Here is a 22,855-nt window from a genome sequence, read left to right on the forward strand (position 1 = left end):
AGCCTCGCTCCTACAGGGGAAACGCATATTCCGTGTAGGAGCGAGGCTTGCCCGCGAAGAGGCCCGTCGTTACATCGAAGATTTTAAGGAATGAACCATGCTGCAACTGATCCTCGGTGGCGCCCGCTCCGGCAAAAGTCGTCTGGCTGAAAAGCTGGCGACAGACACTCAGCTTCACGTCACCTACATCGCCACCAGCCAACCCCTGGACGGTGAAATGAACGAGCGGGTGGCCCATCACCGTGCCCGCCGTCCGGCTGAGTGGGCGTTGATCGAAGAACCGCTGGAGCTGGCCCGCGTACTGCGCGAAAGCGCCGGTGTCGACCGTTGCCTGCTGGTGGATTGCCTGACGCTGTGGCTGACCAATCTGCTGATGCTCGATAGCGCCGAGCGCCTGTCGGCCGAACGCGAAGCCTTGCTGGACTGCCTGGCGTCGTTGCCGGGTGAAATCATTTTTGTCAGCAACGAGACCGGAATGGGTGTCGTGCCGCTGGGCGAATTGACTCGCCGCTATGTCGATGAAGCCGGTTGGCTGCATCAAGCCTTGGCCGAGCGCTGCCAACGTGTCGTCCTGACCGTCGCCGGCCTGCCCCTGACTTTGAAAGGAACTGCGTTATGACTCACTCCTGGTGGCTGAACCCGTGCAAGCCAATCGATGCGCAAGTGGTCGAACAGGCGCAGGCGCGTCAACAGCAACTGACCAAGCCTGCCGGCTCCCTTGGCCAACTCGAAGCGGTGGCGGTGCAACTGGCCGGGTTGCAGGGGCAGGTCAAACCAACGCTCGATCAGCTGTGGATCGCGATTTTTGCCGGTGACCATGGCGTGGTCGCCGAAGGGGTGTCGGCATTTCCGCAGGAAGTCACCGGGCAGATGCTGCACAACTTCGTCAGCGGCGGTGCGGCGATCAGCGTATTGGCGCGGCAGTTGGGGGCGTCCCTTGAAGTGGTCGACCTCGGCACCGTTACACCGTCGTTGAATCTGCCGGGTGTGCGTCACCTGAACATCGGCCCGGGCACGGCAAATTTCGTCCAGGGCCCGGCGATGACTCAGGCCCAAGGCGAACTCGCTTTGCAGGCTGGTCGCGACAGTGTGCAGCGCGCCATTGCAGCAGGTGCGCAGTTGTTCATCGGTGGCGAAATGGGCATCGGCAACACCACGGCAGCCAGCGCATTGGCCTGTGCCTTGCTCGATTGTCCGGTGGTGCACCTGGCCGGGCCGGGTACCGGCCTGAACGCGGCGGGTGTCAGCCATAAAGCCCAGGTCATCGAACGCGCCTTGGCGTTGCATGGCGCCCAGCGTGGCGATGTGCTGCAAACCTTGTTCAACCTCGGCGGTTTCGAAATCGCTGCGCTGGTCGGCGCGTACCTGGCCTGTGCTCAGGATGGCGTCGCGGTGTTGGTCGACGGGTTTATTTGCAGCGTCGCCGCGTTGGTTGCGGTGCGTCTGAATCCGGCCTGTCGTGAGTGGTTGCTGTTCGGTCATCGTGGTGCCGAGCCGGGTCATCGCCATGTCCTGGAAACCCTGAACGCCGAACCGTTGCTGGATCTCGGCCTGCGGTTGGGCGAGGGCAGTGGTGCGGCGTTGGCCGTGCCATTGCTGCGCCTGGCCTGCGACCTGCACGGGCAGATGGCGACGTTCGCCGAAGCCGCGGTGGCGGATCGCCCGGCATGACCTTGCGCCTGGACCTGTTGCGTCATGGCGAAACCGAGCTCGGTGGCGGCCTGCGCGGCAGTCTCGACGACGCGCTGACCGGCAAGGGCTGGGAGCAGATGCGCGCTGCGGTGGTCGAGCAGGGCCCTTGGGATCGCTTGGTCAGCTCGCCGTTGCAGCGCTGTGCACGCTTTGCTGAAGAGCTTGGGGCACAACTGGGGTTGCCGGTGCAACTGGAGAAGGATCTGCAAGAGCTGCACTTCGGCGCTTGGGAAGGGCAGAGCGCTGCGGCGCTGATGGAAACCAGCGCCGAGGCGCTGGGCTTGTTCTGGGCCGATCCTTATTCGTTCACACCGCCTGACGGTGAACCGGTTGCCGACTTTTCGACACGGGTGTTGGCGGCCATCGAGCGGCTGCACGCGGCCTATGCGGGTGAGCGAATCCTGCTGATCAGCCATGGCGGCGTGATGCGATTGTTGCTGGCGCAAGCGCGCGGATTGCCGCGTGAACAGTTGCTCAACGTTGAGGTCGGCCATGGCGCGTTGTTCTCATTGACGGTTGAATCCGGCGCCTTACTAAGGGAAGCGATCTGATCATGTTGCCGTTCTGGATCGCCCTGCAATTTCTGAGCAGCCTGCCGATTCGCCTGCCGGGCATGCCGGCGCCCGAGGAATTGGGCCGGTCGCTGCTGTTTTATCCGCTGGTCGGCTTGCTGTTCGGCGCCATTCTGTGGGCGCTGAACGGGCTGTTGCAGGGCGCGCCGTTGTTGCTGCACGCGGCGTTGCTGCTGACCGTGTGGGTGTTGCTCAGCGGCGCGTTGCACCTGGATGGCCTGGCCGATAGCGCCGATGCGTGGCTCGGTGGTTATGGCGACCGTGAACGCACTCTCACGATCATGAAAGATCCACGCAGCGGGCCGATCGCGGTGGTGACGCTGGTGTTGGTGTTGCTGCTCAAGTTCGCCGCGTTGCTGGCGTTGATCGAGCAGCAGCACAGCGCGGTGCTGATCATCGTCCCACTGATTGCTCGCAGCGCGCTGTTGGGATTATTCCTGAGCACACCCTACGTGCGTCCTGGTGGATTGGGGCAGGCGCTGGCCGACCATCTGCCGCGTTTGGCCGGGAAACAGGTGTTGGTGATCAGTGCCGTGGCTTGTGTGTTGATCGCGGGCCTCAGCGGTGTATGGGGGCTTGCACTGGCAGCTGTGGTATTTGTCTGGTTGCGGCATGTAATGATGCGGCGATTGGGCGGGACGACGGGCGACACTGCCGGGGCGTTGCTGGAGTTGCTGGAAGTGGCGCTACTGGTGGGGCTTGCATTGATGTTGTAGGAGCGAGGATTGCCCGCGAAGGCGGTGTGGCAGGTAAAACGCTTTCGCGGGCAATCCTCGCTCCTACAGTAATATGTGTCGAAAAATTTGCTTTCATTTAACCGCGGGTATATACACGCACCATGCTTCCTTCTCAATGTTTGTGCACAAACCTGCGTCGCGCCGCTCGTGGCGTCAGCAGGCATTACGACGGCGCACTCGACGGCTTCGGGATCAACGTTGCCCAGTATTCTTTGCTGTGTAACCTGCAGCGTCTGGATCAGCCGAGCATCTCGACACTGGCCGAGGCCATGGGTCTGGATCGCAGCACCCTGGGGCGTAATCTGCGGGTGCTGGAGGGTGAAGGTCTGGTGACGCTGGTCGAGGGCGAAGACATGCGCAATCGCATCGTCCTGCTCACCGAGACAGGGCGCGAGCGTCTGGCAGCAGCCTTGCCGGCCTGGGAAGCGGCGCAGCAGCGGTTGATCGACCGTCTGGGTGCCGAGAAGCGTGAAACCTTGCTGAAACTGCTGGACGAACTGGCTTGAGGCCAGTTTGTTCGATCTTAAGCGGGTATATACCCGCTACCGGAGAACAAGAATGACATCGATGTGGCGTACGTGCGGTTGGGTGCTGTTGGGCAGTGCGCTGATTCTGGCGTTGTCCCTGGGGGTGCGACACGGCTTCGGGTTGTTTCTGGCGCCGATGAGTGCCGAGTTCGGCTGGGGCCGCGAAGTGTTCGCCTTCGCCATTGCCCTGCAGAACCTGATCTGGGGCCTGGCGCAGCCGTTCACCGGCGCATTGGCCGACCGCTTTGGTGCCGCGAAGGTGGTGTTGATCGGTGGTGTTCTATACGCCTTGGGTCTGGTGTTCATGGGCTTGTCCGATTCGGCGGTGACCTTGTCCTTGAGCGCCGGGTTGTTGATCGGTATCGGCCTGTCCGGCACCTCGTTCTCGGTGATCCTCGGCGTGGTCGGTCGTGCTGTGCCGCCGGAAAAGCGCAGCATGGGCATGGGGATCGCCAGTGCCGCCGGTTCCTTTGGTCAATTCGCCATGTTGCCCGGTACGCTAGGGCTGATCGGCTGGCTTGGCTGGTCTGCGGCATTGCTGGTGCTGGGCCTGCTGGTGGCGCTGATCGTGCCGTTGGTGAGCATGCTTAAAGACAAGCCGCTGCCGGTGCTCGGGCATGAGCAAACACTCTCTGAAGCGCTGCGTGAAGCTTGCTCCCATTCGGGGTTCTGGTTGTTGGCGTTCGGCTTTTTTGTCTGCGGTTTTCAAGTGGTGTTCATCGGTGTGCACCTGCCGGCCTATCTGGTGGACCAACACCTGCCGGCCTCTGTCGGCACCACGGTGCTGGCGCTGATCGGGCTGTTCAATATCTTCGGTACTTATACGGCGGGCTGGCTTGGCGGGCGGATGTCCAAGCCGCGCTTGCTCACTGGTTTGTATCTATTGCGGGCGGTGGTGATTGCGCTGTTCCTCTGGGCACCGGTCACTCAGGTCACTGCTTACTTGTTCGGCATGGCGATGGGCTTTCTCTGGTTGTCGACGGTACCTTTGACCAACGGCACCGTGGCAACCTTGTTCGGCGTCCGAAATCTGTCCATGCTGGGTGGGATTGTTTTCCTGTTCCATCAACTGGGCTCGTTCCTCGGCGGCTGGTTGGGCGGGGTGGTGTATGACCGAACCGGGAGCTACGACTTGATCTGGCAGGTGGCGATTCTATTGAGTCTGATGGCCGCAGCCCTGAACTGGCCAGTGCGCGAGCAACCGGTGGCGCGCCTGCAAACCCGGGTAAGTGCCGCATGAACAGTCTTTGGCCGCGGATGGCTGCCATCGCCGTCGGCGTATTGCTGCTGGCCCTGGCTTGGTGGGGCTGGCATCAGGGTGGGCTGGCATTGATGCAGCTGGGCATGGGTGCTTGCTAGCGAGCTGCTTGCTAGCGAGCGGCGAAGGCGAGTAGTTTCGCTTTCTGACGATTGCTCAAGGATGCACCGACATGCCGATGCGCTGGCTTGCAGTTCCCGCGTTGCTGACGGTTTTTTCCGGGCTGGCTCAGGCAGCAGAATGCCCGGAGCTGTTGCAGGGCTCATTGCCGAAGCTGCGCGCCAAGGAATCCATCGATCTGTGCCAGCGCTTCGCCGGCAAGCCGCTGGTGGTGGTCAATACTGCGAGTTTCTGTGGCTTCGCCCCGCAGTTCAAAGGCCTTGAGGCGCTGTATCAGCGTTACAAGGATCAAGGGCTTGAAGTGGTCGGTGTTCCGTCCAATGACTTCAAACAAGAGGCCAAGGATGGCGCAGAGACTGCCAAGGTCTGTTACGTGAACTATGGCGTGACCTTCACCATGACCGAACCGCAGAAAGTCCGCGGCGATGAGGCCACGCATTTGTTCAAGGTCCTTGCCGAGCAAAGCAGTTCGCCGAAGTGGAACTTCTACAAATACGTGGTCGATCGCCAAGGCAATGTGATCGCCAATTTCTCCAGTCTGACCAAGCCCGACAATCCCGAGTTCATCGAGGCGGTGGAGAAAGCCCTGGCCTCGAAACCCTGATCGACGCGCACTAAAAAGCCCCGCCTCTGTACAAGAGTGCGGGGCTTTTTCAATTCAGGCGGCGAGGGGTTCAGGTTCGCCGTGAATTATCAGAAGCGGTAGGTCGCGCCTACACCGAAACCGTTCGCCCAGTTTTCATACTTGGCGTTGTAGCTCTGGCCACGGTTGTTGCTGTTGTTGACCTTGACCGACTCTTCACGCAGGTACGAGTACGCCACGTCGATGGTCAGATCGTCGGTCGGGCTCCAGCCGGCGCCCAGGCTGAAAATCTTGCGATCGCCGGTCGGGATGCGTGGGGAGCGGTTGACGTTGTTGGTCGGTGCTTGGTCGAAGGACAGGCCGGTACGCAGTACCCATTCCTTGTTCAACTGGTAGGACGCGCCGATGGCATGAGCCCAGGTGTCGTGCCAGTTCTGCTCTTCGGTGATGGTGCCGAACTGGCCATTGAGGATGGCCGGCACACCTTTGTTTTCGACGGTGATATCTTTCAGGCGGCTCCAGCGAGTCCAGGTGCTGCCTGCGTAGAGGGTCCACTTGTCGTCGAGCTGGTGAGTGAGCGAAAGGTCCACCGACTCAGGTGTGGTCAGGTCCAGCGAAGCATCGTACTTCTGGCTTGGGTTCTGGCCCACGGCCGCGAGGACGTTGTAGTTGACCTTGGTGTCGCCGTCGAGCTTGTATTTCACTTTCGAGTGGTAGGTCAGGCCGACGCGCGTGCTGTCAGTGGCTTGAACCAGTACACCGATGTTGTAGCCCAGCGCGGTGTCGTCGCCCTTGATTTTGACCTTGCCGTCCGGTGCGGCCTGGGTGATCGACAGGTTCGATTCCAGGGTCCCTTCAATGCGGTTGATGGTCGGACCGAAGCCGATCGACACCTTGTCGTTGAAGGCGTAGCTGACAGTCGGTTGCAAGGTAATGACTTTTACTTCGCTCTTGCTGCCGAAGTAGCGGCCGGCAAAGCCGTTCTCGTAGTCGGTCACCAGACCGAACGGGGCGTACATGCCGATACCGAATGCCCAATGGTCATCGATTGGCTTGACGTAGTAACCCATCGGCACGGCGACCAAGGGAACCATGTCGCCATCGTTGCTGCCGCTGTTCGGGCGGGAGCTGGCGTGGCTGATGTCGGTGTGTGCGTCGAGCAGTGCAGCACCGCCGGTCACTTGTTCGCGCTTGAGGCGAGACATGCCGGCAGGGTTGCCGAAAATGGTGCTTGCGTCGTCGGCAGCGGAAGATCGCCCGGCAAAACCTGTACCCATCCCGCTGATGCTTTGTTCGTTGATGGCAAAACCACTGGCGAAGATCTGGGTGGATGCCAAGGCAACGGCGAGGCTAAGGGTGGTTTTGAGCATTACTTTTTTCATTATTAGAACTCCTGGTGATCACCGGGGCGAAAATTACCAACATTTTCGTCCGGGCGCCATAGCCTGTATCGCTTGAGTTAGAGCGGTTTTGTAGGACAATCCGACCAAATCGCGACATGTTGCGCGATCTTAACAAGCGGGGTGGATCAGCAGGCAACCTGATTCAGCGATGAAACACAGGTTTGCCAGGCGTAGGTGAAATCTCGCAAACGACCTTGGGGCTGGAACGTCTGGCGCCAGATTCGGGCCATTCCCAACAAGTCATCGGAGGCGGGGAGGGGAGTGTTCTGTTCTTCTACCAATAGCCAGGCGATGGCGGTGGCGTAACGCAGGTTAACGGTCAATTCCAGGTGCGGTCCGCTGAGAAAAGCATGCTGGCTGGCCAGGCCGCGGACCAGGCTCGCCCGTTCCGGGTCCAGGGCCAGGTAGTGATCCCAGAGAGCCTGGTGGCGGGGTTCGGCGATTCGGTACAAGCCGTGTCCACGGCGGTCATGCAGGGCTGAACCAAGGGCTGACTGACTGGCGGCGATGCCCAGCAGCAGGGATTCGGCAGTCGCGCTATGGCGTCCGAGGTAGATCAATGTCGGACGGATCACATAACGGCACAGTTCGCTGGCAGCGATACCCATAACGCCCTCGAAACATGAAGTGGTCGGCGATACCTGAAGGGGGCCTTGGCAGCTGTGGATCGAATCAGGCTCGCCGGAAGCGGATCAAGCCGCTTGAGTTGAAGTGTAGTGTCATTATTTTGCTGTAAAGGACTGTTTTTAAAATATTTCCGGCTTCGAGTTATAACCGTTATATCGGTTAGTGCTTAGGCATTAGGGGCTAAAAGAGAAATGTCGGGCAATAAAAAGCCCTGCTTTTCAGCAGGGCTTTTGAGGTTTTCAGCCTTTCTGGCGTCTCAGGCAACCAGTGCCTGGCGAGTACGCTCGATCACGGCCTGCAGCGGCTCGGCGCTGGAGTATTGATCGGGGTACAGGCGTTCGCTGTGACGAGCGATGCCGTGTTCGTTGACCAGGGTAAAGCTGAAGCAGCCTTTGCGAGCGGCCATGATCAGGCAGTTCATTGGTGCAAAAGCGTTGGTTAGGGTGCGAATGGCATCCTGAGTGTGGATTTGAGTAGACATAATCGGGTGTTCCTACAAGCGACACGGATAAGAGCCGTGCAAAATTAAAACGTTCCAGTGACGACGACCACCATTGGTCGAACGAAGAACCCGACTGGAACAAAGCAGCCAGTTTGAAGCGCTGATAAGTTGGCGCGCTTGGGCTGGCAGGTAGGTACTTAGGAGGGCAGGCAACACATCAGGGGCAAAGGTTCTGGGCCCGGGGTGAAGATCCTGATCAATTTGCAGGTTGGTTCGGTCAGAGTAAGTGAACTTCGCAACACCCTTTGCTTTCGATTCAAAGGCTGTGTTGGCGCAAGATTTACCTGGAAACCATCGAGGTGGTCGATCCCGCTTTGTCGGTGAAGGCTTCTCTCAGGGAAGGCTGACCGGGGGGATTTGTTCGACCAGAATTGACTTTCAGCTTGGTACTAACGCCGCGGATACTAACGGATTGAATGGCCAAAGGGAAGCCTGTTCGCAAAAAAACACTGGAGCGCCGGCCGACCACCTCCGTAAGCGCTGTCGGAAAATGTCATCGGCCGACACGTGCCCCGCAATAGCCCAAAAAACGGCCGTTGATCCGGGAGGGCGATCGAGCCAGGATCAATCTGTGGCGCGGGTTGCCGGGTTTATCCCCAGGCGTTACCGGAAAAACGCGCCGAAAAAGCGCACCGATATAACCGCCTCGCAGGTACTTGTGCACATTAGTTGCGCGGACTGTCATCCTCGCTTCACCGAGGGTGGGTGCCTGTAACGAAAATTTAAGTCAATGAAAAACATCGCTTTTTTTTACTGGTGAAAAAATCGTCAGTTTGACTGCGAGCCCCATTCCACACGGCTTTGCGCGACTTCAAGGGCGGTTGTCCACTGAGTTATCCACAGCTTCTGTGGATTGTCCCGAGCGCTTGCTCTAGGACGGGCGTGCAGGCTTTTTTCGACTTTACCTGTGCGAAAAAAAGAGTAGAGTGGCGCGCCTTCCGATCTGCCCCACAGTGCTTTATGAAGTTTCGCTCAGTACCAGTCTCTGCTGCCTCAACACCCTCGAGCATTAACCCACCCAAGCGCTTTTCGATGCGTGTGGCCGAGTGGCTTCTGGACAGCCCGCGCCTGGGCGAAAACCCCAACGTCAAACACTTCGCCGGACGTTTGCTCAAGCAACCTGCCCGTGAAGGTGTGGTGGCCGCGCAAAGCCGCCTCGGCCAATTGATGTGCCGTGAATGCGGGAACGCCCGGGATCGCCGCATTGGCCAGGAACTGTTGCGCCAGGCCGCGCGCGCCGGGGATCGACGCGCCCAGCAGGAACTCGGCCTGATCGAAGACTGAGCTGTCCAAGACCTGACGCCTTGGTTAACCTTCACGCTTTATCTAATCGGCAGGAGTGGCTATGGCGATGGACTTGACCAGCGCATTGCTGGGGCTGGCGGGCGCTGCACTGCCGTTGCTGGTACTGGCCTGGCAACTTCAGCGTCGGGCGAGTACGGGGCAGGCCGAACTGGCATTGCTGGAAGAGCGCCTGGCCATGGGCCAGCTGACGCAGGATGGCTTGAACGCCCAGCTCGACACCTGCCGTGATGAAATCGCTGACCTGAGCCAGGCCAACGCCGCCAAACAGGCCGATCTGGCCGCCCTGCGCCGTGAAGTCGAATTGCTGCAGATCGAACGCGACGATGCCCGCGACGCAGCCCACGCCTGGAACATCGAACGTGCCGGCAAAGAAGCTGAGTTGCGTCGCCTGGACGCTCAGGCTGCCGCCCTCAACGCCGAGTTGCGTGAGCAGCAGGAAAGCCATCAGCAGCGCCTCAACGACCTGCAAGGCTCGCGAGATGAGTTGCGAGCGCAATTCGCCGAGCTGGCGGGCAAGATCTTCGACGAGCGCGAGCAGCGTTTTGCCGAAACCAGTCAGCAGCGTCTGGGGCAATTGCTCGATCCGTTGAAGGAGCGCATCCAGTCATTTGAAAAACGCGTCGAGGAAAGTTATCAGGCCGAAGCCCGCGAGCGCTTTTCCCTGGCCAAGGAACTCGAGCGCCTGCAACAACTGAACCTGCGCCTGAGTGACGAAGCCACCAACCTCACCCGTGCCTTGAAAGGGCAGAAAACCCAAGGCAATTGGGGCGAACTGATTCTTGAACGGGTGCTTGAACACGCGGGCCTGGAGAAGGGGCGCGAGTACCAGACCCAGGTCAATCTCAAGGGGCCGGACGGTGAGCGATTCCAGCCGGATGTGATTATTTACTTGCCCGGCGACAAGCAGGTTGTGGTCGATTCCAAGGTCAGCCTCACGGCTTATCAGCAATATGTGGCCGCCGAAGACGACGGCATCGGCCAGATCGCTATCAAGCAGCACGTGCTGTCCCTGCGCAATCATGTCAAAGGCTTGGCCGGCAAGGACTACAAGCGGCTCGACGGTTTGCACAGCCTGGATTTCGTCCTGCTTTTCGTCCCGATCGAAGCGGCGTTTTCCGCGGCGTTACAGGCAGAGCCGGCGCTGTTTCAGGAGGCCTTCGACCGCAATATCGTGATCGTCAGCCCGACCACGTTGCTGGCCACTTTGCGGGTCATCGACAGTCTGTGGAAGCAGGAGCGCCAGAGCCAGAACGCTCGGGAAATCGCCGAGCGCGCCGGGTGGCTGTACGACAAGTTCGTGTTGTTCATTCAGGATCTGGATGAGGTCGGCAATCGCTTGCAGCAACTGGACAAGGCCTACAGCTCTGCCCGCAATAAGCTGACAGAAGGCCGTGGCAACCTGGTCAGTCGCAGCGAACAGCTCAAGTTGCTTGGCGCGCGGGCCAGCAAGAGCTTGCCGGCGGATCTGCTGGAGCGGGCGATGACGGATGTCGATGGCTTGGCCGAGTTGCCCGAATAAGCCATCTTTTTCGATGGCATCTGTGGCGAGGGGGCTTGCTGTGGCGAGGGAGCTTGCTCCCGTTGGGCTGCGCAGCAGCCCCCGTTTCCCGTAAAGCAATCCGCGTTGCGTGTTTTGCGACTGCTGCGCAGTCTAGCGGGAGCAAGCTCCCTCGCCACAGGTTCTGGGCTAGCCAGACGCATTTATTACAACGGCAAATGCCGACTCAACAACGCTCGCAACGCTGCCGGCTTGACCGGTTTGGCCAGATAGTCCAGGCCCGCTGCATGCACCTGGGCCACGGTCTCCGGCCGTCCATCGGCGCTGATCACCACCCCCGGCACCGGCTCGCCCAGCTGCGTACGCAACCACGCCATCAAATCGGTTCCGGTCTCGCCATCGTCCAGGTGGTAATCCACCAGCGCCAACTGCGGGCGCATCCCGTCGTTGAGCAGCGTCGCGCATTCATCACGGTTGCGCGCGGTCCAGACCTGGCAACCCCAGTGCGTGAGCAGGCTGTTCATGCCGATCAGGATGCTGTCTTCGTTATCGATGCACAGCACCTGCGCGCCGCCGAGCAAATGGCCATTGAGTTCGGCGACCTTGGCCGGCGCCGCGACTTGTGCCCGAGCCAACGGCACGCTGACACTGAATACACTGCCGCGCCCCGGCCAGGAGCGCACACGCAAGGTGTGACCGAGCACGCGGCACAGTCCATCGGCAATCGCCAGGCCCAGGCCCAGGCCTTTCTCGGCCCGGGTCTGGTGGCTGTCGAGGCGTTTGAACTCTTCGAAAATCACCTTTTGTTTGTCTTCCGGAATGCCCGGTCCACGGTCCCAGACTTCCAGACACAGCTCGCCGTTGCGTCGCCGCGCGCCGAGCAGCACGGGCCCTTTGGCGTAGCGGAAGGCATTGGTCAGGAAGTTCTGCAAGATCCGTCGCAGCAGTTTGATGTCGCTGTCGACCCGTAGCGCGCTGCCCCGAACGCGGAATTTCAGCCCCTGTTCCTGAGCCAGTGCCTTGAACTCGGCACCGAGGGTATGGAACAACTCATTGAGTTCGAAAGGCTTGCGATCAGGGTTGATCTTGCCGTTTTCCAGACGGGAAATGTCCAGCAGATCACTGATCAGGTCTTCGGCCGAACGCAGTGAGCTGTCCAGGTGATGAACCAGCTTCTGCGCTTCGCTGGACAAACCCTCTTCCTGATGGGAAAGGGCGGCAGAGAACAGCCGCGCGGCGTTCAGCGGTTGCATCAAGTCATGGCTGACGGCGGCCAGGAAACGGGTTTTCGACTGGTTGGCCGATTCGGCGGTGCCCTTGGCTTCGGTCAGGGCAAGGTTGAGTTGCGACAGTTCGTGGGTGCGTTCAGTGACCCGTTGTTCGAGGCCTTCATTGGCCTCGGTCAGCGCTTGTTCGGCTTCGCGGAACGCGGTGATGTCGGTGAAGCTCATGACGAAACCGCCGCCGGGCATCGGGTTACCGATCAGCTCGATCACTCGGCCGTTGGGGAACAGTCGCTCGGAGGTATGGGCGCGGCCCTGACGCATCCAGTGCAAGCGGCGGGCGACATGCACCTCAGCTTCGCCGGGGCCACACAGGCCGCGTTCGGCGTTGTAGCGAATAATGTCGGCAATCGGCCGGCCGACGCTGATCAAACCGTCGGGGTAGTTGAACAGCTCCAGGTAACGCCGGTTCCAGGCCACCAGTTTCAGCGACTGGTCGATCACGCTGATGCCCTGGGTGATGTTCTCGATGGCGCCTTGCAGCAGGGCGCGGTTGAACTGCAGCACTTCCGAGGTTTCGTCGGCGATCCGCACGACGTCCTCCAGTTGCATTTCCCGACCTTCGATGGCGGCTTTTACCACCGCCCGAGTCGAAGAGGCGCCGAGTACACCCGCCAGCAAGCGTTCGGTATGGGCGATCCATTCACCGTCGGCATTCTGGTTCGGGTTGAAGCCTTTGCCCTGACGGTAGGCGAAACGGATGAAGCTCTGACGGGCCCGTTCTTCGCCGACAAAACGGGCGGCCAGTTGCAGTAAATCGTCGATCTGTACCGCCAGCATCGAGCGGGCGTTGGGGCGGGGGCTGATTTCCTGGCCGATGAAGCGACCGGCCTGCCAGTGCTCCGAAACCCGCGTGCGTGATAGCACCGAGACCCAGGCGAACAGGGTGAAGTTACCCGCCAGGGACAACACCACGCCTTGAGTCAGCGGCGTGATCGGCAGGTTCAGCGGGTTGCTTTGCAGCCAGGCCAAGCCCGGAAAACTGCTCAGGGGCAAGCCGAGGCTGTTGGCGGCAACCGGCAACACCAGGGTGTAGAACCAGAGGAATGTCCCGGTGGCCAGCCCGGCGAACACGCCACGACGGTTAGCCTGTTTCCAGTACAACGCGCCGAGCATGGCCGGGGCCAGTTGGGTCACGGCGGCGAAGGCGATCTGGCCGATGGTCGCCAGGCTCGCGGTCGAGCCCAGCAGGCGATAGCTGACGTAGGCCAGCAGCAGAATGACCACGATGCTCACCCGGCGTACCGAAAGCATCCACTGGCGGAACACTTCGAATGGCCGCTCGGCGTTGTTGCGCCGCAGTAACCACGGCAGCAGCATGTCGTTGGAGAGCATGGTCGACAGCGCCACGCTGGCCACGATCACCATGCCGGTCGCCGCCGAAGCACCGCCGATGAACGCCAGCATCGCCAGGGCAGGGTGAGATTGGGCCAGCGGCAGGCTGATGACGAATGAGTCCGGCAGCACTGAGCTGGGCAGCATCATCTGACCGGCCAGCGCGATCGGCACCACAAACAGCGCCGCCAGCGCCAGATAGGCCGGGAACACCCACTTGGCCAGGCGCAGGTCCTGGGGGTCGATGTTTTCCACCACGGTCACGTGGAACTGCCGGGGCAAGCAGATGATCGCCATCATCGCCACACCGGTCTGCACCACCATGGACGGCCAGTTGATGGTTTCCTTCCAGTACGCTTCCAGGCGCGGGGCGAGCATGGCCTGGTCGAACAGGTCGTCGAAACCGTCGTACAGGCCGTAGGTCACGAACGCGCCGACCGCGAGAAAAGCGAACAGCTTGACCAGCGATTCAAAGGCAATCGCCAGCACCATGCCGCGGTGGTGTTCCGTGGCGTCGAGGTTGCGGGTACCGAAAACGATGGTGAACAGCGCCAGCACCAGGGAGACGATCAGCGCCGTGTCCTGCGCGCGCGTGCCCATGGCGTCGGCGCCGGCGCCGATCAACAGGTTCACGCCCAGCACGATGCCCTTGAGCTGCAAGGCGATGTAGGGCAGTACGCCGACCAGGCAGATCAGCGCGACGACTACCGCCAGGGACTGGGATTTACCATAGCGGGCGGCGATGAAGTCGGCGATGGAGGTGATGTTCTCCTGCTTGCTGATCATCACCATTTTTTGCAGGACCCTCGGCGCGCACACCAGCAGCAGGATCGGCCCGAGGTAGATCGGCAGGAATGACCAGAGTTGTTCGGCCGCCTGGCCCACGGCGCCAAAGAACGTCCAGCTGGTGCAATAAACCGCCAGCGACAGGCTGTACACCCAGGCACGCACCCGTGGCGGCAACGGCGTGCTGCGACGGTCGCCGTAAAAGGCGATGGCGAACAGGATGGCCATATAAGCCAGGGCGACAGTGGCGATCAGCCCGGTGGACAGCGACATGGGAACTCCAGACAAAAGACATCCGGGACTGCGCCCGATCCAGACAGTCTCGCATGACCGCCTGAGTTAGTCAGTGTCGACCAAGGTCGTGGCGTGGCGGGGTGTCGCAGGTTGGCAGTCAGTTGGATTGCTGGAGTCTTTTCGGGCCTCTTCGCGGGCAAGCCTCACTGACTCAACGCAATATCGATCAACCGATGCAACTCTTCAACCTCCAGCGCCTGCGCCGCAAACAGGATGCGAAACACCGTCGGTGCCACCACCATATTGATCAGCCGGTCGACACTTGGCCGTGGTTGATCGGGATAGCGATCCAGAATCGTCTGCAACTGCCCGCCAATGATCGTCACGCAATAGCCCGGCGTGGCGCTGGATTGCACGTCGCGCATCATGTTGCGCCCGGGTTCGGAACTCATTTCGTCCAGATACTGCTCCGCCCAGGCTCGCACGTCACCGCGCAGGCTGCCGGTATTGGCCGGCTCACTGTCGGGGCGCATGCGGGCGAGGGCGACATCGGCCAGCAGTGCCGACAGATCACCCCAGCGCCGGTAAATGGTCGACGGCGTCACCCCGGCACGGGCAGCGATTTGCGGCACGGTCACGCAGGCGCGGTCCTGCTCTTGGAGGAGCGTGCGGACGGCCGAATGAATCGACTCTTGAACCCTGGCGCTGCGGCCACCAGGGCGTAAACCTTCTTTAATAGCCATGCAGCGGACCTTAACACAAAGAATTTGCTTTAAGCGCTGGTCAGTAGCAGACTCCACAAAAGCAAAAAATTAGCTTTTGCGGAGTGTGCTCATGTCTCTTCCAGCGACAAATCGTTCCAGCCTGTGGTTTCTGGCGATCACCTTACTCAGTTTTCTCGCCGCTTCCACCGCGCCGACCCCGTTGTATCACCTCTATCAGGAACACTTGCAATTCTCGGCTGCGACCCTGACCCTGATTTTCGGTGTCTACGCCCTCAGCTTGCTGGCGGCGCTGCTCACGGTCGGTTCGCTGTCGGATTATCTGGGGCGCAAACCGGTGATTTTTACCGCCGTGTTGCTGAATATGCTGGCGATGTTGCTGTTCATCAACGCCGACAGCGTCGCCTGGTTGATCGGAGCGCGGGTACTTCAGGGGTTTGCGACGGGAATGGCCACCGCCGTTTTGAGTGCGGCGCTGCTGGACACTGATCGCCAGCAAGGGCCGATGGTCAACAGTGTTGCGCCGTTGCTGGGTATGGCGCTGGGTGCCATGGGTTGCGGTTTATTGGCCGAGTTTGCGCCCCTGCCGCTGCAATTGACCTATTGGGTGTTGTTCGCGCTGTTTGTGATGCAAGCGCTGTACGTCTGGCGCCTGCCGGAAAGCGTCAGTCGACAACCGGGTGCCTGGGCCTCGCTGCGCCCGACCCTGCATGTGCCGATTCAGGCGCGGCGTATGTTGTGGCGCGTGCTGCCGATAGACCTCGCGGTGTGGGCGCTCGGTGGCTTTTTCGCCTCTCTGGCGCCGTCCCTGGTGCGGACAGCCACCGGGTCCACGTCGAACCTGATTGGCGGTGCGACGGTGGCCGTGTTGACGGTGACCGGCGCCTCGATGATCTACACCTTGCGCAATCGGCCGGCCGACAAGGTCTTGCTGCTGGGCGCGAGCTTGCTGCCCGCAGGCGTTGCGCTGATTCTGTTGGCGGTCCACAGCGCCAGCCTGCCATTGTTTTTCTTCGGCACGCTGGTGGCGGGCAGCGGATTCGGTACGGGTTTCCTTGGCGCCTTGCGCAGCATCGTGCCGCTGGCTTTGCCTCATGAGCGGGCCGGGTTGATGTCGGCGTTTTATGTGCTCAGTTATCTGGCGTTCTGCTTGCCGTCGTTGCTGGCCGGTAATCTGACCCGCACATTTGGGCTAGTGGCGACCACCGACGGTTACGGCGCGGCACTGATCATCCTGTCGCTCGGTGCGCTGATCGGGTTGCTTCGTGAGCGGTCTGTCAAAGTCTGTGGCGTCGATGTTCGATGACCGATAGCCTAGGCACCGCCATTCATTTCGACGGACCGGCCCATGAAGATCATCCGCAGCAAATCCTTCACCGGCGACCGCGCCTGGGCGGCGCTGGATATCGCCAACATGAACGGCATCATCACCCGTTTGCACTGGACCGATCAGCCGTATAAATGGCACGTCAACGATGGCCAGGAAGTGTTCGTGGTGCTCGATGGGCAGGTGCAGATGCGTTATCGCGAAGAGGGCCTCGAAAAGGAAACCCTGCTGGAGGTAGGCGATATTTTTTATGCCTCGGTGGGCACCGAACATGTGGCTCATCCGCAGGGCGTGGCGAGGATATTGGTGATCGAGACTGAAGGCAGCGTCTGATGCTATATCTGCAAAACAGATAACAGTTAGAGATATTACCCGTTATATCGATATTCTATTCGGATCTATCATGAGCGCCTACCTCATTAGAGGACAGGAGTTCACCATGACCTGCACCCGTAGCGTTAAACCCGGTATCAAACCGCTCAGTCATTTGCAGCACCCAAGAGAAGCCATCCGCCAATTCACCCCGAACTGGTTCGCCGCGACCATGGGCACCGGGGTATTGGCACTCGCGCTCGCGCAACTGCCCCTCGCAATACCCGGCCTGCGTGAGTTGGCCGAAGGTTTGTGGCTGTTCAATATTGTTCTGTTTGTGTTGTTCACGGCCATGTATGCCGCGCGTTGGGTCATGTTCTTCGACGAGGCGCGGCGGATTTTCGGCCATTCCACGGTTTCGATGTTTTTCGGCACCATTCCCATGGGCCTGGCGACCATCATCAATGGCTTTCTGCTGTTCGGCCTGCCGCGTTGGGGCGACGGTGTGATTCATGTCGCCGAAGTGCTGTGGTGGCTGGACGTGGCGATGTCGCTGGCCTGCGGCGTGCTGATTCCCTACATGATGTTCACCCGTCAGGAGCACAGCATCGACCAGATGACCGCCGTCTGGCTGTTGCCGGTGGTGGCGGCGGAAGTGGCGGCTGCCAGCGGTGGCTTGCTGGCGCCGCACCTGGCCGATGCTCATTCCCAGTTGGTCGTGCTAATCACCAGCTACGTGCTCTGGGCCTTTTCCCTGCCGGTGGCGTTCAGCATTCTGACCATCCTGTTGCTGCGCATGGCGTTGCATAAGTTGCCCCACGAAAACATGGCCGCCTCGAGCTGGCTGGCCTTGGGTCCCATCGGTACTGGTGCATTGGGCATGTTGCTGCTGGGTGCCGACGCTCCGGCGATCTTTGCCGCCAACGGTCTGCCGGGGATTGGTGAAATAGCTGATGGGCTTGGGTTAGTCGCCGGTATCACGCTGTGGGGCTTCGGGTTCTGGTGGATGCTGATGGCGCTGCTGATCACCGTGCGTTACTTGCGCGCTGGCATCCCGTTCAACCTCGGCTGGTGGGGGTTCACTTTCCCGCTGGGTGTCTATTCCCTGACTACGCTGAAACTGGCCAGCACCTTGAACCTGACGTTTTTCAGTGTCTTTGGTTGCGTGTTGGTGGCCATGCTGGCGGTGATGTGGCTGATTGTCGCCAAACGCACGGTGCAGGGCGCGTGGAAGGGCGAATTGTTTGTCTCGCCGTGCATCGCAGGATTAAAGAAATAACCGGCAAAGATTAGGTAATGTGTGTGGCCTGGATCGACGTTCGACATTCCAATAACAGTATCCACGCCACCCTCTACCAAAAAAATCAGGGACACATGGAAGATGAGTCACCCCTCGCAGTTCAACTTGCTTCGCACTCGGCGCTTCCTGCCTTTTTTTGTCACGCAGTCCCTTGGGGCTTTTAACGACAACATCTTCAAGCAGTCGCTGATCCTCGCCATTTTGTACAAGCTGACGATTGAGGGTGACCGCTCGATCTGGGTCAACCTGTGTGCGTTGCTGTTTATCCTGCCGTTCTTCCTGTTCTCGGCCCTGGCCGGGCAGTTCGGGGAGAAGTTCGCCAAGGACGCGCTGATCCGTCTGATCAAGATCGGGGAAATCGTCATCATGACGGTGGGCGCGGTCGGTTTCATGTTCGATCACCTGTCGCTGATGCTGTTGGCGCTGTTTGCCATGGGTACCCACTCGGCGCTATTCGGGCCGGTGAAGTACTCGATCCTGCCGCAGGCCTTGCGCGAAGAAGAACTGGTGGGTGGCAACGGGTTGGTGGAAATGGGCACCTTCCTGGCAATTCTCGCCGGGACGATTGGCGCCGGGATCATGATGTCCACCAGCAACTACGCGTCGGTGGTGTCCACCGCAATTATCGGCATCGCGGTGCTCGGTTACCTGGCCAGCCGCAACATTCCCCGGGCCGCGGCGGCATCGCCGCAAATGCGCCTGAACTGGAACATCTTCAGCCAGTCCTGGGCCACCCTGAAGCTGGGCCTGGGGCAAACCCCTGCGGTATCGCGTTCGATCGTCGGCAACTCATGGTTCTGGTTTGTCGGGGCGATTTATCTGACGCAAATCCCGGCGTATGCCAAGGAATGGATGCACGGCGACGAGACCGTGGTGACGCTGATTCTTACAGTGTTCTCGGTCGGTATCGCACTGGGTTCGATGCTCTGCGAGAAACTCTCCGGGCGCAAAGTCGAGATCGGTCTGGTGCCGTTCGGCTCATTCGGCCTGACGGTATTTGGCCTGCTGCTGTGGTGGCATTCCGGTGGAATTCCAGACAGTGTTGCCGGCCATGGCTGGATCGAAATCCTTGGGTTCGGTCACACCTGGCTGGTGTTGATCGACATCCTCGGGCTTGGAGTTTTCGGCGGTTTCTACATCGTGCCGCTGTATGCGCTGATCCAGTCCCGCACCGTCGAGAACGAACGGGCCCGAGTGATCGCCGCCAACAACATTCTCAACGCCCTGTTCATGGTGGTGTCGGCGATTGTGTCGATTGTCTTGCTGAGCATCGCCAAGCTGTCGATCCCACAGCTGTTCCTGGTGGTGTCGCTGCTGAACATCGGCGTTAACGCGTACATCTTCAAAATCGTTCCGGAATTCAGCATGCGTTTCATGATCTGGCTGCTCGGCCATTCCATGTACCGCGTCGAGCATCGCAACCTGGAGCTGATTCCCGATGAGGGCGCCGCGCTGCTGGTTTGCAACCATGTGTCGTTCGTCGATGCGTTGCTGATTGGCGGCGCAGTGCGTCGGCCGATTCGCTTTGTGATGTATTACAAAATCTACAACCTGCCGGTGCTGAATTTTATCTTCCGCACGGCCGGGACGATTCCGATAGCGGGGCGCCAGGAAGACATTCAAATCTACGAAAAAGCCTTCACCCGGATTGCCCAGTACCTGAAGGACGGTGAGCTGGTGTGCATTTTCCCTGAAGGCAAGTTGACCGCTGATGGCGAGATCAACGAGTTCAAGGGCGGGCTGACGCGGATTCTCGAAGAAACGCCGGTGCCGGTGATTCCGCTGGCGTTGCAGGGGTTGTGGGGGAGTTTCTTCAGCCGCGATCCGAACAAGGGAATGTTCCGTCGGTTGTGGTCGCGGGTGACCTTGGTGGCGGGGCCGGCGGTGGCGGTTGAGGTGGCGGAGCCAGCGAAGTTGCAGGCGCTGGTGGGGGATTTGCGTGGGGCCGTCAGATAGTTGGTGAGTGGGTGGGGCTCATCGCGGGCAAGCCCGCGATGGCGCCATAAGCCTAGGCGCTGACCTTGAGCCCGACCAGCCCGGTAATGATCAACGCCACACTGGCCAGCCGAAACAGCGCCATGGACTCACCAAACAGAATGATCCCGGCGATCACCGTGCCCACCGCACCCACGCCGGTCCAGATCGCATAGGCCGTGCCCAGCGGCAATTCCTTCATGGCAAGGCCCAGCAGGCCAAGGCTGATGGCCATGGCGGCAACGGTCAATGCGGTAGGGAGAGGGCGGCTGAAGCCGTCGGTGTATTTCAGGCCAACGGCCCAGCCGACTTCGAACAGGCCGGCGAAAAACAGAATGATCCAGGACATTGAAGACCTCCATCGATGGATGGGGTCGTCCCCGGATTAATCACTCGATCGAGCCGCGAGGTCGTCCTCGCGTTGCGCAATAGAGTGCCCATCATTAACCCGAGGATCAAGTTTCGGCTCAGTCAGCGGCCTGTTGAGCAGCGATTTGCCGATCTTGCTTCTCGCTCATGCGACGGAAATACGTCGAGAGCAGCGCCCCGGAAATGTTGTGCCAGACGCTGAACAGCGCGCTTGGCACCGCTGCCAGTGGCGAGAAGTGCGCACTGGCCAGTGCCGCACCCAGGCCGGAGTTCTGCATGCCGACTTCCAGTGCCAGGGATTTGCGCTGGGCCAGCGGCAGGTTGAACAAGCGCCCGGTGAAGTAACCCAGCAAGTAACCGAAGCTGTTGTGCAGCATCACCACGGCCATGATCAGCAGACCGGATTCGGCAATCTTCGCCTGGCTGGCAGCCACCACGGCCGTGACGATGATCACGATGCTCACCACCGACACCAGCGGCAACACCTCTACCGCGTGACGAACCCGATCACCGAGCACGCGTTGGGCAACCACGCCAAGTACGATCGGCAACATTACGACTTGCAGGATTGACCAGAACAGCTCCATGAACGACACCGGCAACCAGGCCGAGGCTAGTAGCCAGATCAGCGCCGGTGTCAGCAATGGAGCGAGGAGGGTGGTGACGGCGGCAATGGCCACCGACAACGCCAGGTCGCCGCGAGCCAGCCAGGTCATCACGTTCGACGAAGTGCCGCTCGGGCAGCAACCGACCAGAATCACACCGACGGCGATCTCTGGCGGCAGGTGGAATACCTGGCAGAGCAACCACGCCATACCGGGCATGATCACGAAATGGGCGACCACGCCCAGGGCCACGCGCCACGGATGGCGAGCGACTTCGGCGAAGTCTTCAAGCTTGAGGGTCAGGCCCATGCCGAACATCACCAGCCCCAGCAGCGGCACAATGGCGCCTTTCAAGCCGATGAACCAGGCCGGCTGCAGAAACGCCACGACGGCGAAAATCAGTACCCAGTAAGCGAAGGTGTTGCCGACAAAACGACTCAATGCAGCGAGTGCGCGCATGGCCTGATCCTTGTTATGTGTTTAAAAGCGGGTAGGGCTTGGAACCTGGGTTGCCTGCAAAAAGATCGCAGCCTTCGGCAGTTCCTACATTTGAAATGCGATCCTCTGTAGGAGCTGCCGAAGGCTGCGATCTTTTCTTACCAGGCGCCGCCGATCAAGGCCGGCGCCCTAAGGCAATCAGATCCCCTGCGGGGTCTCTTCACCGCCCAACGCTTCAACCAGTGCCGGCAGGAAGTCGCCGAAGGTCAGCATCATCAGGGTGAAGCTGGCGTCCAGTTGACCCAGAGCTTCGTCGCCACCGTCCTGTTCCGCCTGATCTTGCAGCAGGTCTTCGAACTTCAGGCGCTTGACCACCATTTTGTCGTCGAGCACGAACGACAGTTTGTCCTGCCAGGCCAGCGACAGTTGAGTGACCACTTTGCCGGTGCTCAGGTGCAGCTGGATTTCTTCGCTGGTCAGGTCCTGACGCTTGCAGCGCACGATGCCGCCGTCTTCGTGGGTGTCGCGCAGTTCGCACTCGTCCAGCACAAAGAAATCGTCCGCGGCTTTCTGAGTGGTAACCCACTCGGTCATGGTTGCGGTCGGCGACATCTTCACCGTCAGCGGACGCACCGGCAGCGAGCCGATCACTTCACGCAGGGTGGACAGCAGGTCCTCGGCACGTTTCGGGCTGGCCGAGTTAACCAGGATCAGGCCCTGTTTCGGCGCGATGGCGGCGAAGGTCGACGAGCGACGGATAAAGGCGCGGGGCAGGAAGGCCTGGATGATTTCATCCTTGATCTGATCGCGTTCCTTTTTATAGACCTTGCGCATTTGTTCGGCTTCGATCTCTTCGACCTTTTCCTTCACTGCGTCACGCACGACGCTGCCCGGCAGAATGCGTTCTTCTTTACGGGCGGCGATCAGCAGGAAGTCTCCGCTGACGTGTACCAGCGGTGCGTCTTCGCCCTTGCCGAATGGCGCGACGAAACCGTAGGTGGTCAACTCCTGGCTTGCACATGGACGCGCCAGTTTGGTGGCCAGTGCAGTTTCCAACGCCTCGGCATCAAAAGGCAGATCTTGGGTCAGGCGATAGATAAGCAGGTTTTTGAACCACATGGGGTGAGTCTCTCCTTTATACAAAGGGGGGCATTATTGTCTTCGCCGGGTCATAGGCCAACCCTTCTCTAAGCCTTTGGAAGGCCTGAGAAAATTATTTAAAAAAGTGCTTGCCAGAGGTTGGGTCGCTCCGTAGAATGCGCGCCACACCGAAGCGAAGGGTGATTAGCTCAGCTGGGAGAGCGTCTGCCTTACAAGCAGAATGTCGGCGGTTCGATCCCGTCATC

General features: G+C 60.2%; 22 protein-coding genes. 14 read left to right on the forward strand and 8 right to left on the reverse strand.

The annotated features are described in order from the left end of the window. Positions 1–97 precede the first annotated feature (97 nt). From cobU to AC1RO5_RS23640, 8 genes are all read left to right on the forward strand, one after another. The gene (gene cobU, locus AC1RO5_RS23605; RefSeq protein WP_493177939.1) at positions 98–619 is read left to right on the forward strand and encodes a bifunctional adenosylcobinamide kinase/adenosylcobinamide-phosphate guanylyltransferase; all 522 of its coding nucleotides are present in this window, start codon (positions 98–100) and stop codon (positions 617–619) included. Further along, positions 616–1,671 (forward strand): nicotinate-nucleotide--dimethylbenzimidazole phosphoribosyltransferase, encoded by a 1,056-nt coding sequence (gene cobT, locus AC1RO5_RS23610; RefSeq protein ID WP_493177941.1) that lies wholly within the window; start codon positions 616–618, stop codon positions 1,669–1,671. Before cobU ends, cobT begins: the two co-directional genes overlap by 4 nt. Beyond that, a complete protein-coding gene (gene cobC, locus AC1RO5_RS23615) occupies positions 1,668–2,243 on the forward strand; it encodes an alpha-ribazole phosphatase family protein (protein WP_493177942.1) in 576 nt (191 codons plus the stop codon). Before cobT ends, cobC begins: the two co-directional genes overlap by 4 nt. Before the next feature lie 2 nt (positions 2,244–2,245). After that, entirely contained in the window at positions 2,246–2,980 is a 735-nt protein-coding gene (locus AC1RO5_RS23620) for an adenosylcobinamide-GDP ribazoletransferase (RefSeq protein WP_493177943.1), read from the forward strand. A gap of 122 nt (positions 2,981–3,102) precedes the next feature. Further along, positions 3,103–3,507 carry a MarR family winged helix-turn-helix transcriptional regulator gene (locus AC1RO5_RS23625; protein WP_007898923.1) on the forward strand — a complete coding sequence of 135 codons (405 nt, stop codon included), beginning with the start codon at positions 3,103–3,105 and terminating at the stop codon, positions 3,505–3,507. 52 nt (positions 3,508–3,559) lie between these two features. Beyond that, entirely contained in the window at positions 3,560–4,768 is a 1,209-nt protein-coding gene (locus tag AC1RO5_RS23630; RefSeq protein WP_493177945.1) for an MFS transporter, read from the forward strand. After that, positions 4,765–4,887, forward strand: coding sequence for a hypothetical protein (locus AC1RO5_RS23635; RefSeq protein ID WP_052967201.1), 123 nt, complete (start codon positions 4,765–4,767; stop codon positions 4,885–4,887). The genes AC1RO5_RS23630 and AC1RO5_RS23635 overlap by 4 nt, the downstream gene beginning before the upstream one ends. Before the next feature lie 71 nt (positions 4,888–4,958). Beyond that, positions 4,959–5,510: a glutathione peroxidase gene (locus AC1RO5_RS23640; protein ID WP_493177947.1), complete on the forward strand. Its 552-nt coding sequence runs from the start codon at positions 4,959–4,961 to the stop codon at positions 5,508–5,510. An 89-nt stretch (positions 5,511–5,599) separates the two neighbouring features. Here AC1RO5_RS23640 and AC1RO5_RS23645 read toward each other — a convergent pair whose 3' ends face one another. The 3 genes from AC1RO5_RS23645 to AC1RO5_RS23655 form a co-directional block, all read right to left on the reverse strand. After that, complete coding sequence (locus AC1RO5_RS23645; protein ID WP_493177948.1) at positions 5,600–6,871, reverse strand: OmpP1/FadL family transporter; 1,272 nt, start codon at positions 6,869–6,871, stop codon at positions 5,600–5,602. 146 nt (positions 6,872–7,017) lie between these two features. After that, positions 7,018–7,500 (reverse strand): hypothetical protein, encoded by a 483-nt coding sequence (locus AC1RO5_RS23650; protein ID WP_007936111.1) that lies wholly within the window; start codon positions 7,498–7,500, stop codon positions 7,018–7,020. Between the two features lie 275 nt (positions 7,501–7,775). Then, the gene (locus AC1RO5_RS23655) at positions 7,776–8,000 is read right to left on the reverse strand and encodes a hypothetical protein (protein ID WP_007898912.1); all 225 of its coding nucleotides are present in this window, start codon (positions 7,998–8,000) and stop codon (positions 7,776–7,778) included. A 981-nt stretch (positions 8,001–8,981) separates the two neighbouring features. Between AC1RO5_RS23655 and AC1RO5_RS23660 the strand changes: the two genes are divergently transcribed. Both AC1RO5_RS23660 and AC1RO5_RS23665 read left to right on the forward strand, forming a co-directional pair. Beyond that, entirely contained in the window at positions 8,982–9,305 is a 324-nt protein-coding gene (locus tag AC1RO5_RS23660; protein WP_428633610.1) for an SEL1-like repeat protein, read from the forward strand. A 175-nt stretch (positions 9,306–9,480) separates the two neighbouring features. Then, positions 9,481–10,845 carry a DNA recombination protein RmuC gene (locus AC1RO5_RS23665; RefSeq protein ID WP_493177960.1) on the forward strand — a complete coding sequence of 455 codons (1,365 nt, stop codon included), beginning with the start codon at positions 9,481–9,483 and terminating at the stop codon, positions 10,843–10,845. A gap of 185 nt (positions 10,846–11,030) precedes the next feature. On the opposite strand, the gene AC1RO5_RS23670 is transcribed toward AC1RO5_RS23665, so the two are convergent. Both AC1RO5_RS23670 and AC1RO5_RS23675 read right to left on the reverse strand, forming a co-directional pair. Beyond that, positions 11,031–14,501: a hybrid sensor histidine kinase/response regulator gene (locus AC1RO5_RS23670; RefSeq protein WP_493177950.1), complete on the reverse strand. Its 3,471-nt coding sequence runs from the start codon at positions 14,499–14,501 to the stop codon at positions 11,031–11,033. 164 nt (positions 14,502–14,665) lie between these two features. Further along, complete coding sequence (locus AC1RO5_RS23675; RefSeq protein WP_258670384.1) at positions 14,666–15,205, reverse strand: TetR/AcrR family transcriptional regulator; 540 nt, start codon at positions 15,203–15,205, stop codon at positions 14,666–14,668. A 91-nt stretch (positions 15,206–15,296) separates the two neighbouring features. Here AC1RO5_RS23675 and AC1RO5_RS23680 point away from each other — a divergent pair, with 91 nt between their 5' ends. The 4 genes from AC1RO5_RS23680 (at position 15,297) to AC1RO5_RS23695 (ending at position 20,079) form a co-directional block, all read left to right on the forward strand. Beyond that, positions 15,297–16,490, forward strand: coding sequence for an MFS transporter (locus AC1RO5_RS23680; protein ID WP_493177952.1), 1,194 nt, complete (start codon positions 15,297–15,299; stop codon positions 16,488–16,490). 42 nt (positions 16,491–16,532) lie between these two features. Next, the gene (locus AC1RO5_RS23685) at positions 16,533–16,844 is read left to right on the forward strand and encodes a cupin domain-containing protein (RefSeq protein ID WP_493177953.1); all 312 of its coding nucleotides are present in this window, start codon (positions 16,533–16,535) and stop codon (positions 16,842–16,844) included. 106 nt (positions 16,845–16,950) lie between these two features. After that, positions 16,951–18,102, forward strand: a complete 1,152-nt coding sequence (locus tag AC1RO5_RS23690; protein ID WP_493177955.1) for a TDT family transporter — start codon at positions 16,951–16,953, stop codon at positions 18,100–18,102. 102 nt (positions 18,103–18,204) lie between these two features. Next, positions 18,205–20,079, forward strand: coding sequence for an MFS transporter (locus AC1RO5_RS23695; protein ID WP_493177956.1), 1,875 nt, complete (start codon positions 18,205–18,207; stop codon positions 20,077–20,079). A 52-nt stretch (positions 20,080–20,131) separates the two neighbouring features. Here the strand turns inward: AC1RO5_RS23695 and sugE are convergent, their stop codons facing one another. From sugE to rdgC, 3 genes are all read right to left on the reverse strand, one after another. Next, a complete protein-coding gene (gene sugE / locus AC1RO5_RS23700; protein ID WP_018925158.1) occupies positions 20,132–20,446 on the reverse strand; it encodes a quaternary ammonium compound efflux SMR transporter SugE in 315 nt (104 codons plus the stop codon). A 118-nt stretch (positions 20,447–20,564) separates the two neighbouring features. Continuing rightward, positions 20,565–21,530: a bile acid:sodium symporter family protein gene (locus tag AC1RO5_RS23705; RefSeq protein ID WP_493177958.1), complete on the reverse strand. Its 966-nt coding sequence runs from the start codon at positions 21,528–21,530 to the stop codon at positions 20,565–20,567. 177 nt (positions 21,531–21,707) lie between these two features. After that, positions 21,708–22,628, reverse strand: a complete 921-nt coding sequence (rdgC, locus tag AC1RO5_RS23710) for a recombination-associated protein RdgC (protein WP_007936132.1) — start codon at positions 22,626–22,628, stop codon at positions 21,708–21,710. Positions 22,629–22,855: the final 227 nt, after the last annotated feature.

The sequence above is a fragment of the Pseudomonas sp. GW822-FHT02G04 genome, from assembly GCF_058802085.1.

Bases quoted from the DNA above. Each gene is read 5' to 3' on its own strand.
- AC1RO5_RS23660 (WP_428633610.1), top strand. From the start codon at position 8,982: ATGAAGTTTCGCTCAGTACCAGTCTCTGCTGCCTCAACACCCTCGAGC.
- AC1RO5_RS23685 (WP_493177953.1), top strand. From the start codon at position 16,533: ATGAAGATCATCCGCAGCAAATCCTTCACCGGCGACCGCGCCTGGGCG.
- AC1RO5_RS23635 (WP_052967201.1), top strand. From the start codon at position 4,765: ATGAACAGTCTTTGGCCGCGGATGGCTGCCATCGCCGTCGGCGTATTG.
- AC1RO5_RS23670 (WP_493177950.1), bottom strand. From the start codon at position 14,501: ATGTCGCTGTCCACCGGGCTGATCGCCACTGTCGCCCTGGCTTATATG.
- AC1RO5_RS23675 (WP_258670384.1), bottom strand. From the start codon at position 15,205: ATGGCTATTAAAGAAGGTTTACGCCCTGGTGGCCGCAGCGCCAGGGTT.
- rdgC (WP_007936132.1), bottom strand. From the start codon at position 22,628: ATGTGGTTCAAAAACCTGCTTATCTATCGCCTGACCCAAGATCTGCCT.
- AC1RO5_RS23630 (WP_493177945.1), top strand. From the start codon at position 3,560: ATGACATCGATGTGGCGTACGTGCGGTTGGGTGCTGTTGGGCAGTGCG.
- AC1RO5_RS23645 (WP_493177948.1), bottom strand. From the start codon at position 6,871: ATGAAAAAAGTAATGCTCAAAACCACCCTTAGCCTCGCCGTTGCCTTG.
- AC1RO5_RS23680 (WP_493177952.1), top strand. From the start codon at position 15,297: ATGTCTCTTCCAGCGACAAATCGTTCCAGCCTGTGGTTTCTGGCGATC.
- AC1RO5_RS23650 (WP_007936111.1), bottom strand. From the start codon at position 7,500: ATGGGTATCGCTGCCAGCGAACTGTGCCGTTATGTGATCCGTCCGACA.
- cobU (WP_493177939.1), top strand. From the start codon at position 98: ATGCTGCAACTGATCCTCGGTGGCGCCCGCTCCGGCAAAAGTCGTCTG.
- AC1RO5_RS23695 (WP_493177956.1), top strand. From the start codon at position 18,205: ATGAGTCACCCCTCGCAGTTCAACTTGCTTCGCACTCGGCGCTTCCTG.
- AC1RO5_RS23640 (WP_493177947.1), top strand. From the start codon at position 4,959: ATGCCGATGCGCTGGCTTGCAGTTCCCGCGTTGCTGACGGTTTTTTCC.
- cobC (WP_493177942.1), top strand. From the start codon at position 1,668: ATGACCTTGCGCCTGGACCTGTTGCGTCATGGCGAAACCGAGCTCGGT.
- AC1RO5_RS23625 (WP_007898923.1), top strand. From the start codon at position 3,103: ATGCTTCCTTCTCAATGTTTGTGCACAAACCTGCGTCGCGCCGCTCGT.
- cobT (WP_493177941.1), top strand. From the start codon at position 616: ATGACTCACTCCTGGTGGCTGAACCCGTGCAAGCCAATCGATGCGCAA.
- AC1RO5_RS23690 (WP_493177955.1), top strand. From the start codon at position 16,951: ATGACCTGCACCCGTAGCGTTAAACCCGGTATCAAACCGCTCAGTCAT.
- sugE (WP_018925158.1), bottom strand. From the start codon at position 20,446: ATGTCCTGGATCATTCTGTTTTTCGCCGGCCTGTTCGAAGTCGGCTGG.
- AC1RO5_RS23620 (WP_493177943.1), top strand. From the start codon at position 2,246: ATGTTGCCGTTCTGGATCGCCCTGCAATTTCTGAGCAGCCTGCCGATT.
- AC1RO5_RS23705 (WP_493177958.1), bottom strand. From the start codon at position 21,530: ATGCGCGCACTCGCTGCATTGAGTCGTTTTGTCGGCAACACCTTCGCT.
- AC1RO5_RS23655 (WP_007898912.1), bottom strand. From the start codon at position 8,000: ATGTCTACTCAAATCCACACTCAGGATGCCATTCGCACCCTAACCAAC.